This window comes from Staphylococcus sp. HMSC057A08, assembly GCF_001812925.1.
GTDB classification, from domain to species: Bacteria; Bacillota; Bacilli; order Staphylococcales; family Staphylococcaceae; genus Staphylococcus; species Staphylococcus hominis.
In genome coordinates, this window is sequence record NZ_KV810847.1 from 186,105 (window position 1) to 201,504 (window position 15,400).

General features: G+C 31.0%; 17 protein-coding genes and 1 pseudogene. 13 read left to right on the forward strand and 5 right to left on the reverse strand.

The window, feature by feature from the left end; all coding sequences use genetic code 11:
* Positions 1-3: 3 nt before the first annotated feature.
* Positions 4-510, reverse strand: coding sequence for a hypothetical protein (locus HMPREF2881_RS02770; RefSeq protein WP_002488218.1), 507 nt, complete (start codon positions 508-510; stop codon positions 4-6).
* Positions 511-712: 202 nt separating this feature from the next.
* Between HMPREF2881_RS02770 and HMPREF2881_RS02775 the strand changes: the two genes are divergently transcribed.
* On the forward strand, positions 713-1,234 hold the full coding sequence (locus HMPREF2881_RS02775) for an immunodominant staphylococcal antigen IsaB family protein (RefSeq protein WP_002449373.1): 522 nt from the start codon (positions 713-715) through the stop codon (positions 1,232-1,234).
* Between the two features lie 45 nt (positions 1,235-1,279).
* Here the strand turns inward: HMPREF2881_RS02775 and HMPREF2881_RS02780 are convergent, their stop codons facing one another.
* The gene (locus tag HMPREF2881_RS02780) at positions 1,280-1,678 is read right to left on the reverse strand and encodes a YolD-like family protein (RefSeq protein WP_002488214.1); all 399 of its coding nucleotides are present in this window, start codon (positions 1,676-1,678) and stop codon (positions 1,280-1,282) included.
* A gap of 331 nt (positions 1,679-2,009) precedes the next feature.
* Between HMPREF2881_RS02780 and HMPREF2881_RS02785 the strand changes: the two genes are divergently transcribed.
* The 3 genes from HMPREF2881_RS02785 (at position 2,010) to HMPREF2881_RS02795 (ending at position 4,921) form a co-directional block, all read left to right on the forward strand.
* Positions 2,010-2,534, forward strand: coding sequence for an immunodominant staphylococcal antigen IsaB family protein (locus HMPREF2881_RS02785; protein WP_002488273.1), 525 nt, complete (start codon positions 2,010-2,012; stop codon positions 2,532-2,534).
* A gap of 253 nt (positions 2,535-2,787) precedes the next feature.
* The gene (gene arcA / locus HMPREF2881_RS02790; protein WP_002488260.1) at positions 2,788-4,023 is read left to right on the forward strand and encodes an arginine deiminase; all 1,236 of its coding nucleotides are present in this window, start codon (positions 2,788-2,790) and stop codon (positions 4,021-4,023) included.
* 136 nt (positions 4,024-4,159) lie between these two features.
* Positions 4,160-4,921, forward strand: a complete 762-nt coding sequence (locus HMPREF2881_RS02795) for an alpha/beta hydrolase (RefSeq protein ID WP_002488199.1) — start codon at positions 4,160-4,162, stop codon at positions 4,919-4,921.
* Positions 4,922-4,966: 45 nt separating this feature from the next.
* Here HMPREF2881_RS02795 and HMPREF2881_RS02800 read toward each other — a convergent pair.
* Positions 4,967-5,101: pseudogene (locus tag HMPREF2881_RS02800) on the reverse strand (DUF4870 domain-containing protein); the annotation flags it as partial.
* Positions 5,102-5,403: 302 nt separating this feature from the next.
* Between HMPREF2881_RS02800 and HMPREF2881_RS02805 the strand changes: the two are divergent.
* Positions 5,404-6,486, forward strand: coding sequence for a CapA family protein (locus HMPREF2881_RS02805; RefSeq protein ID WP_002488246.1), 1,083 nt, complete (start codon positions 5,404-5,406; stop codon positions 6,484-6,486).
* A gap of 47 nt (positions 6,487-6,533) precedes the next feature.
* On the opposite strand, the gene HMPREF2881_RS02810 is transcribed toward HMPREF2881_RS02805, so the two are convergent.
* Both HMPREF2881_RS02810 and HMPREF2881_RS02815 read right to left on the reverse strand, forming a co-directional pair.
* Positions 6,534-6,941 carry a serine O-acetyltransferase gene (locus HMPREF2881_RS02810; RefSeq protein ID WP_050994560.1) on the reverse strand — a complete coding sequence of 136 codons (408 nt, stop codon included), beginning with the start codon at positions 6,939-6,941 and terminating at the stop codon, positions 6,534-6,536.
* 221 nt (positions 6,942-7,162) lie between these two features.
* Positions 7,163-8,803 carry an alpha-keto acid decarboxylase family protein gene (locus HMPREF2881_RS02815; protein ID WP_070653651.1) on the reverse strand — a complete coding sequence of 547 codons (1,641 nt, stop codon included), beginning with the start codon at positions 8,801-8,803 and terminating at the stop codon, positions 7,163-7,165.
* A 147-nt stretch (positions 8,804-8,950) separates the two neighbouring features.
* Here HMPREF2881_RS02815 and HMPREF2881_RS02820 point away from each other — a divergent pair, with 147 nt between their 5' ends.
* The 8 genes from HMPREF2881_RS02820 (at position 8,951) to HMPREF2881_RS02850 (ending at position 15,389) form a co-directional block, all read left to right on the forward strand.
* The gene (locus tag HMPREF2881_RS02820; protein WP_002488195.1) at positions 8,951-9,406 is read left to right on the forward strand and encodes a MarR family winged helix-turn-helix transcriptional regulator; all 456 of its coding nucleotides are present in this window, start codon (positions 8,951-8,953) and stop codon (positions 9,404-9,406) included.
* Between the two features lie 73 nt (positions 9,407-9,479).
* Complete coding sequence (locus HMPREF2881_RS11760) at positions 9,480-9,617, forward strand: hypothetical protein (protein WP_002488255.1); 138 nt, start codon at positions 9,480-9,482, stop codon at positions 9,615-9,617.
* A 248-nt stretch (positions 9,618-9,865) separates the two neighbouring features.
* A complete protein-coding gene (locus tag HMPREF2881_RS02825) occupies positions 9,866-10,483 on the forward strand; it encodes a DUF1361 domain-containing protein (RefSeq protein WP_002488249.1) in 618 nt (205 codons plus the stop codon).
* A 436-nt stretch (positions 10,484-10,919) separates the two neighbouring features.
* Positions 10,920-11,021, forward strand: coding sequence for an SE2200 family small protein (locus tag HMPREF2881_RS11430; protein ID WP_017175470.1), 102 nt, complete (start codon positions 10,920-10,922; stop codon positions 11,019-11,021).
* 375 nt (positions 11,022-11,396) lie between these two features.
* Positions 11,397-12,068, forward strand: a complete 672-nt coding sequence (locus HMPREF2881_RS02835; protein ID WP_002488247.1) for a Wzz/FepE/Etk N-terminal domain-containing protein — start codon at positions 11,397-11,399, stop codon at positions 12,066-12,068.
* Positions 12,069-12,084: 16 nt separating this feature from the next.
* Entirely contained in the window at positions 12,085-12,792 is a 708-nt protein-coding gene (locus HMPREF2881_RS02840; protein WP_002488295.1) for a polysaccharide biosynthesis tyrosine autokinase, read from the forward strand.
* Complete coding sequence (locus HMPREF2881_RS02845; RefSeq protein WP_002488244.1) at positions 12,789-13,556, forward strand: tyrosine-protein phosphatase; 768 nt, start codon at positions 12,789-12,791, stop codon at positions 13,554-13,556. The genes HMPREF2881_RS02840 and HMPREF2881_RS02845 overlap by 4 nt, the downstream gene beginning before the upstream one ends.
* Positions 13,557-13,589: 33 nt before the next feature.
* Positions 13,590-15,389 carry a polysaccharide biosynthesis protein gene (locus tag HMPREF2881_RS02850; protein WP_037555805.1) on the forward strand — a complete coding sequence of 600 codons (1,800 nt, stop codon included), beginning with the start codon at positions 13,590-13,592 and terminating at the stop codon, positions 15,387-15,389.
* The last annotated feature ends 11 nt before the right edge of the window (positions 15,390-15,400 follow it).

Consider the following 15,400-nt stretch of genomic DNA (forward strand, 5'->3'; position numbering starts at 1 on the left):
TTTTTAATTAGATTTGTTATTAGATTCACTACTGCGATTAGTATGACTTTCAGTAGAAGACTTCGTACTTTGTTGCGATGAAGGTTTTTCTTCTGTTGAAGGTTGTTCAGTTGATGTTTGCTCTGAAGATGGTTTGTCTTCTGTGCTTTGAGATGTGGGTTGTTTTGATGTGTTACTTTCTGAACGATGTTGTGATTGTGACGTAGTTGATGATTCGCTTGTTTTTGGCTGTGTAGTCTGAACAGTAGAGGGACGTTGCGTCGTTTGTTGTTGTTCTTGTATTGATTGACTTGTTGACTCAGATTGCGCAGTGGTGCCATTGTCAGACTGACTTGTTTCATTAGATTGAACTGTATGACTTTCAGAAGTAGTTTCTTTTTTATCTTTCTTTTTAGTAGATTGTGTTTGATTTGGGTCAGATTGATTAGAATGAGTGGCTGCAAAAAAGACTGAGCATCCTAATGCCACAATAAGTAATATAATGACTATAGTTGCTAATATTTTTTTCAAATGATAGTCCTCCATTTTTAATTCATTTCTTTAGTTTATTATAATCAAAGTTCAACAAATAGGGAGTATGTATATAACCAAATCATATTACATTTTATTTACATAATTCTGTGATAGATACATCTAAAGTACAGTGAATTAAGATAAAGAGTATGAGATAATAATAGTGAAATAAAAATCCATTAGAGAAAGAAGGACAATCATGAATAAAATAGTTAAATCTATAGCATCAGTTACTTTAGCATTTGGGACAATGTTAGGCGTAAGTACAACTGTTTTACCAATCGAGGATACAGCGCATGCAGCTACAAAGCCATATTATGTATATAACGGGTATGTAGATAAAGACGCAAAATTTGTAACCAATAAACAGTTTATTAAAGCAGTTAAATATGGAAATGTAACAATGAATGGAATCAAATTTGAAAAAGTGCATAGTAATAAAAAACTTGAAAAATATAACCAAACATTTACTGGTGTAAGTAAAGATGGTAAAAAGGCGAATAAAGTTCAATTTAGTGTTAAAGGGGATTTGACATATGATCAATTGAAAAAAGCGTATGGCTCAGATTTTAAAAAAGTAAAAGGTACTCCAAGTGATAAAAAAAGTGGTATTTTCGAATATCAACCTAAGAAAGATGGATTAATTGTTTCTTTTGTTATCACACATGGAAGAACAGTAGAAGTAGATATTGGGTATGAAGGTGTCACAACAAGTAAATAAATGATAAATACGAGCGGAATTGAGTTCAATTTCCGCTCTTTTTTATTATTCAATGTAACATAATACTGCAAATTTGAGTTGCATTGTTTGTGAGCCATTTTCATTACTAATTGTAATATACCGCTTTAAAGTATCAATACGTTTAATATAAGCTGCAATAGAATGAATCGTACCATTTCTAAAATAACTAATCATAGCGAGTTGATGCGTTGTATATTTTTCAATTAATCGTCGATTCAGAATATTGAATTGATCATCCGACAAAGAGGGCATTGTTATTTTATTTTGATTTTCGATAAAAGCGTTTATGCGTTCATACTGTTCAGGCATCACTGCAAAAGGTGCCCACTTAATCATGCCACGTCCTTGTGGTATATTAGCGTCTAAATATTCTCTAGGAATGTTACGATAATCTGTTTCATGTTTGTATTGATCAGGAATCATTAAAATCACCTCGATAACATTATAGAACATATGTTCGTATTATTGAAGTGGTTTCTTATAATATAAATAAATTTTATATTTAAAAATTAAAATAATGAATTTATATATCATAAGACCACAAGTTTAACAAAGGGGAAGTAAACTCGTGGCCTAGTATTGTTATGTAATATAACATTTTGTGAAGGAGTGAATAGGACTATTACTCCTAATTATAGTATACCACAATTTTATAAAAAGATATTTAAATAGATAGCTAATTACTATAAAGATTGTATAGATAAGAGTAATGAAGTATGATATGAGTAGTTTAAAGAGAAAGAGGAAGACGCATATGAAAAAGATAACAAAAGTATGTGTAGCTACGACAATAGCGTTTAGTACACTATTAGGTGCTAGCGTCACAGGTGCACTTGTTCAACAACCGACTGCCCACGCAGCAACGTCATCATATTACAACTATGATGGTTATGCGGGTCAAAATGCTTCATTCGTATTAGATAAACATTTTAAAAATGCGATTAAAGCTGAAAATGTTAAATTTAATGGCATTAAAATTAAATCGACAACATCTAATAAATCGGTATTGAAATATGATCAATACTTCAGAAATGTATCTAAAGATGGTAAAAATGCCTCGTTATTAGATATGGAAGTCAAAGGTCAACTTTCATTAACACAACTTAAAAAAGTATATAGTAAAGAGCTACAAAAAATTGATAATGGTAACAACAACACAACAGGTATTTATTACTATCAACCTAAACAAAATGGTATGACAGTTTGGTTTGATGTTAATAAAGGTAAAGTAGATAGAGTCGTATTAGGCTATAGTACAGTACAACAAGCAATGAATTAAATGGGTGATTGAAGTGAACGTATTCGCTTCAATCATTTTTTATACACATAGGCGAATAAATATTAAATGATTATATAAAGCTATTTCAAGTTGAAATTTTAAAATCCTCTTTTAATCAATAATTAAAAGATTTTATTATTGGAAATTAACATTTAATGCTACGATAGAACTATATACATGAAATGTATATTTTGAACCGCTACTCCATGATAATGACATATCAATATACCATTTACTTGAAGGAGGAATACAAATGACAAAGGGGCCAATTCAAGTTAATAATGAAATCGGTACATTAAAAACAGTACTTTTAAAACGTCCAGGTAAAGAATTAGAAAATTTAGTGCCTGACCATTTAAGTGGACTATTATTCGATGATATTCCGTATTTAAAAGTGGCGCAAGAAGAGCATGATCAATTTGCAGAAACACTTAGAAGTGAAGGGGTAGAAGTCGTTTATCTAGAACAACTTGCTGCTGAAGCGATTGAAAATGAAGATATAAGACAGCAATTTATTGATGATATTTTATCAGAATCTCAAAAAACAATTTTAGGTCATGAGAAAGAAATTAAAGATTATTTTTCAAAGCTATCCAATCAAGCACTGATTGAAAAAGTAATGGCAGGTATAAGAAAAGAAGAAATTCAACTTGAAACAACACATCTCGTTGAATATTTAGATGATCGTTATCCCTTTTATTTAGATCCAATGCCCAATCTATATTTTACACGTGATCCACAAGCCTCAATAGGTAGAGGGATGTCAATTAATCGCATGTACTGGCGTGCAAGACGTCGTGAATCTATTTTTATGACATATATTCTAAAATATCATCCACGTTTTAAAGATGCAGATATACCGGTATGGCTTGATCGTACATCACCGTTTAACATCGAAGGAGGAGACGAGCTTGTGCTTTCTAAAGATGTATTAGCTATCGGTATTTCAGAACGTACATCAGCTGAAGCCATTGAGCGACTAGCAAGAAATATATTTAAAGACGGCTATACTACATTTAAAAAAGTACTTGCGATTGAAATACCCAATAGTCGTACATTTATGCATCTAGATACTGTATTTACAATGATTGATTATGACAAATTTACAGTGCATGCAGCTATTTTTAAAGAAGAGAATCACATGAATATCTTTACAATTGAGCAAGATGAAATGAAAGATGATATTAAAATTACACACTCTAGACAGCTACGAGAAACGTTAGCCAATGTATTAGGTGTAGATAACGTAGAATTTATACCTACTGGCAATGGAGATGTCATAGACGGTGCTAGAGAACAGTGGAACGATGGGTCTAATACATTATGTATTCGTCCAGGCGTTGTGGTGACATACGATAGAAACTATGTCTCTAATCAATTATTACGTGATAAAGGGATTAAAGTGATTGAAATTAAAGGTAGTGAATTAGTACGTGGTCGTGGAGGTCCAAGATGTATGAGTCAACCTTTATTTAGAGAAGATATATAATGTTTTCACGTGAAACAATTTATAGTCAAAAACGCTAGTCATTTGGCTAGCGTCTTTTTATATTAAAAAATATTCCATTAGTCTACAAAAAGTGTAAAATAGATAACATACGTATCAATTGGAAGGATGAAATAATATGGCGTTTATGACTATAAATTATAAATCACCTACGATTGGAATGAATCAATCGTTTACAGCCATCGTTCCAGAAGACGATAGCTTTTTTAAACAACATGAACCAGTAAAACCATTAAAAATGTTATTACTATTACATGGTTTATCAAGTGATGCGACATCGTATATGCGTTTCACAAGTATCGAACGTTATGCAGAAGCACATCACTTGGCAGTGATTATGCCGAATGCAGATCACAGTGGCTATGCGAATATGGCTTTTGGTCATAGCTACTATGACTATATATTAGAAATTTACAATTATGCACATCAAGTGTTACCAGTATCTAAAAAAAGAGAAGATAATTTTATTGCAGGTCATTCAATGGGGGGTTACGGAACCATAAAATTCGCTTTAACTCAAAGCCATTTATTCTCTAAAGCAGCGCCATTATCAGCAGTATTTAATGTACAATCATTACTCGATATAGAGTGGAATGACTTTGATCCCAAAGCCATTGCCGGTGAAGCTTTAAAAGTTAAAGGTACAGAGTTAGATACCTATCATTTAGTGGATGAAGCGGTTGATAAAGGCGCAACACTTCCAGAACTCTTTATTCAATGTGGCACAGAAGACTTCTTATATGATGATAATCAACGATTTATGAAATATTTAGATGAAAAAGGTATCAATTATAAATATGAAGAAGGACCTGGGGAACATGATTATGCTTTTTGGGACAAAGCCATTGAACGTACAATTGAATGGTTAGTAGAGGAATAAAAAAACATCCCTTTGTGATGAGACGTCGCAAAGGGATGTTTCGTTTTATTTAATAATTTCAATAGTTAAAGGTACGACATAATCTTCGTCTTTATTCATTGCAAGAATAGCTAAAATAGTATAGACAAAACCAGCAATACCTACAACGAATAAAGTTAAGTAACCAATTAACACTACAGTTAAAACTAAACTTTCAAATTAGCGAATGCCATCGATCAACCCATCAAACATGTTGATACATCTAGTAATAATAGATAACCAAAAATAAGAAATAGATACTTTTTCTATTTCTTATTTATTAATTCATAAACTAATTTGAGTTATTATTTTGAGTATCTTAAAATAATGACAAGTATTAATTATTTTAGGTTTTTCGTGAATATAAAAGAAGCTACTCTAAATTAATAAGGAGCGTATGTTTAGTGTACAGATATTACATCACTTCAGTCGTTATTTTTCTAGTATTTTCACTGATATGTGGTATGGCGCTTGCTGAAGATCATAGTGAAAAATTATCAGTTGTGGCAGTAGGAGATAATTTAATTCATCCTGTTGTCTATCATGATGCACAACATTCTGATGGTACATTTAATTTTAAGCCAATGTATTCTAACATAAAGAAAGACATAGCTAGTCCTGATTTAGCTTTTGTAAACCAAGAGTCTCCACTTGGTGGGGATGATATTCCGTTTTCAGGATTTAAACGATTCAACACGCCTAGTCAAGTAGCAGGTGACATTGTTGCAACAGGGTTCGATGTGATTAATGGTGCAAATAATCACTCCTTAGATCAAGGGGATCAAGGGGTTACAAATCATATACAGACTTGGAAAAAATTTGATCATAACGTATTGTTTACAGGAATATACAATTCGAAAAAAGAGGCGAATCGTATACATACCATTTCTAAAAATGGTGTAAAAATCAGTGTATTAAGTTATACATACGGAACAAATGATATGGTCTCAAACTATCCATATACAGTAAAAACGTTTGACGAAGCTACTATTAAACAGGATATACGAAAAGCAAAACAACAAAGCGACGTAGTCATGGTGTCGGCACACTGGGGAAATGAAAATCATCATAAACCAAATAAGACACAGAAGAAATATGCTCAATTGTTTGCAGATGAAGATGTAGACATCGTCATTGGTACGCACCCACATGTCATTCAACCAGTAAAGTGGGTTAAAGCAAAAGATCATCACCATAAAACGTTGGTAGCCTATTCTTTAGGTAATTTTTTAAATGGACAGTATAGTGGAGATGAAAATAATCAATTGTTAGGAAGGATAAACTTCGATGTAGTAAAAGAACCTAAAGGTGTACATTTAGAAAATGTTAAATGGACAAGCATGGTCAATCATTATGAACAAGCACGTCCTACCAACAAACAAACACGACAACATTTTAAAATTTATAATCTTGATGATTACACACCACAATTAGCACAGAAACATGGACTACAATATGATTCAGACAGTGAATGGAATATCAAACATTTACAGGATATTACAAAAGATGTTATTGATAATAATTTTTTAAATGAAAAAAGTTTATAAAAAAAGCGACTAAATATGTATTAATGACATATATAGTCGCCTTTAACTTATTTATTCAAAATTGTTCCTTTTTGTGCGACAATTGTTTGATTATCTTGAACATCTTCCATTACTAAAGCTTGAGCACCAATTTTAACGTTATTACCTATTGTTATGCCACCTAATATTGTGGCTCCAGCTCCTATAAGTACGTTATTACCAATTACAGGAGTACCATGTTTACTACGTCCACCAATTGTAACGTTTTGAAGGATTTTACAATTATCCCCAATTATAGCCCTCTCATGTATTACACATCCTAAACCACTATGTGCAAATTTTGTTCCTTTACCAATTTCAACTGTTCTAGGAACATCAGTAGCAAAAATTAAACGATTCATTTGTTGCATAAGTCTAGGAAAAACTGGAATATTATGTTTTTGAAGCTTAGTCATCAGAAAAATAGATTTATTCATTAAAGACACAGTTTACAACCTCCTCTACTTTATGTAAATAATAAATAAATTTTCCGAGATAATCAATAATTAAAAAAAGAGTTTGAATAAAAATTAAACAAGTGAAATTTAATTTTTATTTAAAATATTTATAATAGAACTTATTAAATAAAGCTACTATGTGTTTAACTATTGACATACATAGTAGCTTTCAATTTATTTAATTGTTCTCCCAATATCTATTATTTGTTTTGATTAGCGAATGATTTAGAGATATCACGTAGTGTTTGAGGTGCGTCATCCCATTTCATTGTCACTTCAGTGAAGTGCATGTGTTCTTGATCTTCGTTTATTTCATCAAAGACAGCCTTTAAATCTTTTGAAGTCTTAACATCATGGACTTTCACGCTATCTCCACCAAATACGTTTGGTAATGCTTTGTAATCCCACATGTTGATATCATTATAGGGCTCTTCCATACCATGAATGAGACGTTCAACAGTATAGCCATCATTATTAATTAAGAAAATCACAGGTTTAATATCTTGGCGAATCATCGTTGATAACTCTTGAACAGTTAATTGGAATGACCCATCACCAATTAATAAGATATTACGACGGTGTGGATTAGCTAATTGGGAACCTAATGTAGCTGGTAATGTATAACCAATTGAACCCCATAAAGGTTGACCAATAAATGACATATTTTTAGGTAAAGTTAAACTGTAAGCCCCAAAGAAGGATGTTCCCTGTTCTGCGATTAATATATCATCGCCACCAATAAAGTCTTGCATCATTTTAAAGTAAATATCTTGAGTTAACATATCATCAGTTAATTCATAGTCATTTGATTCTGGTTGTTGGTAAGAAGGAAATGAAGATTTATTTGTATAATCTATCGTATTTAACGCTTCTAAGAATTCAGGCAATGCAATTTCTGTATCAATCGTATCGTTTAATTTGAATAGGCGATGGTTAATCATGACCACTTCGTTAATATCAAATTGATATGAAAAGCCTGCAGTAGCTGAGTCAGTTAATTTGGCACCAATATTTAAAATAGCATCGCTATGATCGACATAGTCTTTAATGTCATCTTTAGCAATTTCCCCATCATAAATACCCATATAGTGTGGGTTTTCTTCATTAAATGCCCCTTTACCTAACGATAATTGAACAACTGGAATATTCGTTTTATTGACAAATTGTTCTAATTCATCATGTAGATGAAAACTATTGATTTCATGACCTGCAATAATTAATGGTTGTTGAGCTGAACGTAATTGATTAGCCAACATATCTACATATTGAGTTACATCTTGTTGAGGTGCTTTTTCAACTTTGAATGGTTGTTCAACTTCAATGTCTGACATAGCCACATCAATAGGTAAGTGAATGTGTACTGGACGACGTTCTTGAAGCGCTGCATTGATTACTCTAGGGATTTCAGTTGTTGCATTTTCAGGCGTGATATAGGCTTGTGCTGTTGTAATCGGTTCAAACATGTGTCGATAGCTATCAAAGCGTCCTTCACCTAAAGAGTGATGCACATATTTGCCTGCCTTTTCAACAGCTCTTGTTGGTGCACCAGTGATAGCAATGACCGGGACACGTTCTGCATATGAGCCTGCAATACCATTGACGGCACTTAATTCTCCAACACCGAATGTTGTTACGAGTACGCCTAGTCCATTCATACGTGCGTAACCATCAGCGGTATAAGCACCATTTAGTTCATTCGTTGTTCCAACCCATTCAACGCCTTCATGACTTACGATGTCATCTAAAAATGCTAGATTAAAATCTCCTGGCACACCAAATATTTTATTGACACCTGCTTCATGTACTGCATCCATTAAATATTGTCCTACACGTTGTTTCATATTCAATTCCACCTTTGTATTGCTTTTGTTTACATATATAGGATAAGCCTGGTTATAAATAAAGTCAATATTATTGACCTTTTGATGAAAGTCGTTAGAAAATTTACTATAATAATTAATAATGACTTTGAAAAGGAACGAGTGAATATGGATCGAAATAAAAATGATTATGAGCATATGCTATTTTATTTCGCTTATAAAACGTTTGTGACGACTGCAGATGAAATTATCGAAAAATATGATATGAGTCGACAACACCATCGCTTTTTATTTTTTATCAATAAATTGCCTGGTATTACGATTAAGCAGTTACTAAACACGTTAGAAATATCAAAGCAAGGGTCTCACGCGACATTGAAGAAGTTAAAAGAAGAAGGCTTAATCATTGAACAACAATCTGAAGAAGATCGCAGAGTAAAACAATTATTTCCAACACCTAAAGGAAGTAAATTAGTAGAGAAATTAAATAAAGCACAAGATAAATTAATGCAACAAACGTTCCAAAAAGTTGGAAAAGATTGGTATGCGATTATGGAAGAATTATCGAATTATCGAGAAGGCTTTCAAGATATTAAACATTTAAAAGATGAAAAAGAATCTTAAAAAAGAAGCTGAACTGATGTACATCGACAGTTCAGCTGTTTCTATACAATTTTAAGGAGAAAATATACTGTCTATGATCAATAAAGATGAAAAGTTAATTCAACTTATTTCAAAAGAATTAAAGATATTTACAGTTAATGTACAACGTACGATAGGATATTCAACAGTAATGAAATCAAATAATATTGTAGATTACAATATAAAATGTTAAGGTGTTCAATTAGAATTAACACTAGACTGTTAATAAATATTTTTCACTCATAACGGTTATTTATTAAAAGCACGTAAAAAATTGGACATCAACAATGGATCATTTTGCGATAGCCATAAATAATGCAATTCGAAAGTATATGTTTTAATATAGAAGAGGTTAGAGTAAAGTAGAATATTAAGATATCACATGTTAGCGTTTTAATTTTCTAACCTTATTTCATTTATAGAAAGAAAGTAGTGTAGAATGTGGCACCACGTTATATCGCAAGAATTTATTTTATAGTGCTTTTTATTATTTCATTGTTTGTACCGCGAATACTTAACTTTATGACATTAAATCTATTCTTAGCCTATATTCCTCTAGAGCTTTGCTTGCTTTTAAAGTTATTTAAACCAAAGGAAACTAAAGAGTGGCCTTTATTTATTGTATTTGCACTTATTTTTATACTATTAGTTCCCAATACGTTCTATATGGTTACAGACTTAATCCATCTTAATAATTTTAAATTCGACTTCTTAGTCAGTTTAAATTTAATTGAATGGTTTGCGTTTGCGTATTTACTGGCAGGTGTCTTTTTTGCAATCTATTGTATGATCTTTATATTTATCAGCTTAGAACATTTTACTTCTAATATATGGTTTAATCGATGCTTAGTACTGAGTTTAATGTTTCTAAATGGGATAGGCATATATGTAGGACGTTTTTTAAGATTCCATACAGTTTATCTGATTACACGACCATTAACGATTACGCATCAAGTGTTTGATGCCATCGATTTAAAAAGTGTTATTTTTATTATGCTTATGGTATTATTACAAGCCATTCTTATATTATTTGTGAAAGGAGTACGATTAATAAAATGATTCGAATACTACTCCTCTTAGTCATTGTGATTATATTACAAGTAATAATTAAGCATTTTCTTAGTGACATAGAGTTAGATTCAAAGTATAAAAATATGATTACTTATGTACCATTAGGTTTGGGATTGTTTTTTGTTCAAAATGTATATTATGAACGTCAGTATCCACATTGGGAAGTACCACTTAAAGAAAAGCTAAATTTAAAATATATTTATCTTTTTACTTTCTTAGAGTTTGTTGCGATATATATTTGTTTATTTGTGATGAAAAATTAAATATTATTGTCAATACATTCTCTAAAATGACATAAATATAACGCAATTCGTTCGATTGACTTTAAAAATAATACCAAATGAGTGTATAATAGATTTAGTCTAGACTTGTTTTTTGACAAAACAAATCTAATGTACGCTAAAAATTAAAAGGAGGGACAATAATGAAAAAACTTTTAGTTACGACTATTATTGGTTTTGTAGGCTATATTGCTTTCAAAAAATATCAAAACAAAGTAAACGAAATGCCAAATATTGAATATTAATAAATGAAGCCAAGAGGTTTTCTTAAATGAAAATCTCTTGGCTTTTTATATATCTTTAATATACATAAAAATTATTAAATTTAAATTAATATAGCTGAATACAATTTATCCAACGCAGATATAATTAAATAATTCTTAAAGACAAATAATGTCTACACATTATTATATAATAAATTTAATTGTCAAATAAAATACAATAGTTTACATGATATTTACATTACTTTAAATATTTACTTATATTAAAAGTTATAATATGGAATGTAATGATTTATTTTATAAAATATTGTAAAAAAATGAAATATATTTTTGTATAATATTGTAAAAAGCTTTTTAAAAATATAAAATGATTACTGAAATAAAAAAATGGAGGGTAATATGGAAAACACAGAAAACACAATTGAATTTACAAGAATATTACAAATAATAAAGAAAAATTTATGGCTACTTATTTTATTACCTATTATTTTTCTATTATTAAGCGTAGTATTAACATTTTTTGTACTTAAGCCTCAATACCAAGCTTCAACGCAAGTATTAGTGAATCAAAAAAAGGAAGCGAAAAACGTTGGAGTACAAGAAGTCCAAGGTAACATTCAATTAGTTAATACATATGCAGAAATTTTAAAAAGTCCACGTATCTTAGATAAAGTTTCAAAAGATTATAATAAATATTCTAGTGAAGAATTAAATAAGATGGTCAATGTCAAAACACAAGCAAATTCTCAAATATTAAATATTAATGTTACTGATCATAACAAAAAAGAATCTGAGGATATAGCAAATAAGGTTGCAAATGTCTTTAAAGATGATATGCCACACATTATGAATGTGGATAATGTTTCGATTTTATCAACAGCAAATGGCACTGCTGAAAAAGTTTCACCTAAAACATCTGTAAATTTAATTATTGGATTATTTGTTGGATTAGTATTGGCAATATTTATAATTGCTTTGAAAGAAATGTTGGATAAACGTATTAAGTCAGAAGAAGATGTAGAAAGAGAATTAAACGTTCCTGTATTAGGTTCTATTCCAAAATTAAAGTAAGGAGACAGAAAATTTTATGGCTAAGCGAAAAGCAAAAAAAAGAAAACCTTTAGAGACTCCACTATACGTTGAAGATAAACCAAAGTCGATTGTCAGTGAAAAATTAAGAGGAGTACGTTCTAATATTATGTTCTCAAATGCTGAAGAAATAAAAAGTGTGCTGATTACTTCTGAAAAACCAGCAGCTGGGAAAAGTATTGTGTCTGCAAATATTGCGATTACTTATGCACAAGCTGGATATAAAACTTTAATTATCGATGGAGATATGCGTAAACCAACCCAACATTATCATTTTGAAACATCAAACTATGATGGATTATCTAATTTAATTATTGGAAATTCAGATTTTGATAAAGCAATTAGATCTACGAGAGTGAAGAATTTAGATTTACTAACATCTGGTCCCATTCCACCAAATCCTTCAGAGTTAATTGCTTCTGAAAGTTTTAAAAAGATTTTTGAACATTTACAAAAAGAATACGATTTTATTTTAATTGATACGCCACCAATTATTTCTGTTACAGATGCACAAGTATTTTTACAATATGTGCCAAATTGTGTGTTAATTATTGATGCTCAGAAAAATAATCGAAATGAAGTTAAAAAGGCTAAACAACTCGTTGAACAGGCAGACGGACACGTTATTGGTGCAATTTTAAATAAGACAGCTCAAGAAAAATCTTCTAATTATTATTATTATTATGGAGAGGGTTCTAAGTCATGATAGATATACATAATCATATTCTTATTGGTTTAGATGACGGATCAAATAGTAAAGAAGAAACGATTTCATTGTTGAAACAGGCTAAAAATGAGGGGATTACAGATATTATTGCTACTCCTCATCATTTAAGTCCACAATTTGATAATTATTATGAAGACATCGTACCTAAAATGGATGAAGTATTGAGTATCGATGAATTTAAAGATATAGGAATTAATATCTATCCTGGACAAGAGATAAGAATTAGTGACCAAATTTTACATCAATTAGAGAACAAGCAAATTATTGGTCTTAATCATTCTAAGTACTTATTAATCGAATTACCATCCGGACATGTGCCACATTATACAGGTCGTTTATTCTTTGAATTACAATCGAAAGGCTATGTGCCAATCATTGCACATCCAGAACGAAATAAAGAAATTAGTGCAAATTTAGATGTCCTTTATGAATTAATCAATGCAGGCGCGTTAAGTCAGTTAACAACGGCTTCACTAATTGGACATCATGGGAAGAAGACGCAAAAAAAATGTATAGATATGATTGAAAATAACTTGACACATTTTGTTGCCTCAGATGCACACCATGTGGAAAAAAGACCTTTCATTATGAATAGTCTATTTGAAGAAAGAAAATTAAAAAAATATCATGAAGACATTCATAATTTAATGAATAATGCGAAATTTATTATAGATAATGAAGATTTACCAAAAAAACAGCCAACTCAAGAATATACACAGAAAAAACTTTTTAATTTATTTTAATCAAATTTCACATTCTAAGTGAGGAGAGTTAAGTTGGATAAATTAAGTGCAAGAGGACGGCTTTTAACCTTAATTATTATAGATTCAATTATTGTAACGTTATCTGTTTTTATATGTTACAGCATATTAGAGCCATATTTTGAAGGCTATTCAAAGAAAATTTTAATATTCACTTCAATTATATTACTGATTTCACATCATGTATTTGCATACATATTTAACCTTTATCATCGTGCTTGGGAATATGCGAGCGTGAATGAATTATTGATTATTGTTGAAGCGGTAACGTGTTCTATTATTTCAACAATAATTATTGTACCTCTTTTTACTGGACATCCACCATTTTTTAGATTGTATTTAATTACATGGATGATGCATCTGATTCTTATAGGAGGATCAAGAATTTCATGGAGAATTGGGCGTGGTTTTTTAGTAGGAAAACGGAAAAAGAAAAAACCAACACTGATTGTAGGCGCAGGTCGCGGAGGATCACTATTAATAAGACAAATGTTACGAAGCCCAGATATGGGATTAGAGCCCGTCTTAGCTGTAGATGATGATCCACAAAAGCGTAATTTAGCTATTACTGGAGGAGTTAAAGTACAGGGCACAATTAAAGATATTCCTAATCTAGTAGAAAAGTATCGAATTAAAAGAATTATCATTGCTATACCTACGCTTTCACCAGCTAGATTGAAAGAAATCACTGATCTATGTAACAGTACTGGGGTTGATATCTTCAAAATGCCAAGTATAGAGTCTGTATTATCTGGAGAATTAGAGGTTAACCAATTAAAACGTGTAGAAGTTGAAGATTTACTAGGAAGAGAACCAGTAGAGTTAGATATGGCCATGATTTCAAAAGAATTAACGCATAAAACCATATTAGTCACTGGAGCCGGAGGATCTATAGGATCCGAAATATGTCGTCAAGTATGTAAATTTGAACCAGAAAGAATCATATTACTTGGACACGGCGAAAATAGTATCTATTTAATTCATCAAGAGTTAACGAAATTGTACAAGGATAAAATTGAAATTACTCCTGTTATTGCAGATGTACAAGATGGAGAACGTATTCAAGAAATAGTTAATAAATATCAACCATATGCAATCTATCATGCAGCTGCTCATAAACATGTGCCACTCATGGAATACAATCCAATCGAAGCATTTAAAAATAATGTGCTTGGGACTAGAAATGTAGCAACAGCAGCTAAAAAAGCTGGTGTGAGAAAATTTGTAATGATTTCAACAGATAAAGCGGTTAACCCACCTAATGTCATGGGTGCATCTAAACGTATGGCTGAAATGGTCGTACAAAGTCTCAATGATGAAAATAGTAAGACCGATTTTGTAGCTGTGCGATTTGGAAATGTTTTAGGTTCAAGAGGATCTGTCATTCCATTATTTAAAAAACAAATTGCAGCTGGAGGACCTGTCACAGTGACTCATCCAGATATGACCCGTTACTTTATGACTATCCCTGAAGCATCAAGACTAGTATTACAAGCTGGTGCTTTAGCACAAGGTGGAGAAGTATTTGTATTAGATATGGGAGAACCAGTAAAGATAGTTGATTTGGCGCGAAATTTAATCCGATTAAGCGGTAAGTCTGAAGATGAAATTAAAATTGAATTTTCAGGAATTCGTCCAGGTGAAAAATTATATGAAGAATTGTTAAACGAAGACGAGATACATCCTGAACAAGTTTATGAAAAAATATATCGAGGTAAAGTTTCCAGAGCAAATAAAACAGAAGTTAACAGTTTTGTTAACAAGCAATTAACTAAATTTAGTAAAGAAGAGTTAATTAAATATGCAAATAAATAGGATGATTAAAT

Bases quoted from the DNA above. Each gene is read 5' to 3' on its own strand.
- HMPREF2881_RS02775 (WP_002449373.1), top strand. From the start codon at position 713: ATGAATAAAATAGTTAAATCTATAGCATCAGTTACTTTAGCATTTGGG.
- HMPREF2881_RS02780 (WP_002488214.1), bottom strand. From the start codon at position 1,678: ATGATTCCTGATCAATACAAACATGAAACAGATTATCGTAACATTCCT.
- HMPREF2881_RS02785 (WP_002488273.1), top strand. From the start codon at position 2,010: ATGAAAAAGATAACAAAAGTATGTGTAGCTACGACAATAGCGTTTAGT.
- arcA (WP_002488260.1), top strand. From the start codon at position 2,788: ATGACAAAGGGGCCAATTCAAGTTAATAATGAAATCGGTACATTAAAA.
- HMPREF2881_RS02795 (WP_002488199.1), top strand. From the start codon at position 4,160: ATGGCGTTTATGACTATAAATTATAAATCACCTACGATTGGAATGAAT.
- HMPREF2881_RS02805 (WP_002488246.1), top strand. From the start codon at position 5,404: ATGGCGCTTGCTGAAGATCATAGTGAAAAATTATCAGTTGTGGCAGTA.
- HMPREF2881_RS02810 (WP_050994560.1), bottom strand. From the start codon at position 6,941: ATGAATAAATCTATTTTTCTGATGACTAAGCTTCAAAAACATAATATT.
- HMPREF2881_RS02815 (WP_070653651.1), bottom strand. From the start codon at position 8,803: ATGAAACAACGTGTAGGACAATATTTAATGGATGCAGTACATGAAGCA.
- HMPREF2881_RS02820 (WP_002488195.1), top strand. From the start codon at position 8,951: ATGGATCGAAATAAAAATGATTATGAGCATATGCTATTTTATTTCGCT.
- HMPREF2881_RS11760 (WP_002488255.1), top strand. From the start codon at position 9,480: ATGATCAATAAAGATGAAAAGTTAATTCAACTTATTTCAAAAGAATTA.
- HMPREF2881_RS11430 (WP_017175470.1), top strand. From the start codon at position 10,920: ATGAAAAAACTTTTAGTTACGACTATTATTGGTTTTGTAGGCTATATT.
- HMPREF2881_RS02835 (WP_002488247.1), top strand. From the start codon at position 11,397: ATGGAAAACACAGAAAACACAATTGAATTTACAAGAATATTACAAATA.
- HMPREF2881_RS02840 (WP_002488295.1), top strand. From the start codon at position 12,085: ATGGCTAAGCGAAAAGCAAAAAAAAGAAAACCTTTAGAGACTCCACTA.
- HMPREF2881_RS02845 (WP_002488244.1), top strand. From the start codon at position 12,789: ATGATAGATATACATAATCATATTCTTATTGGTTTAGATGACGGATCA.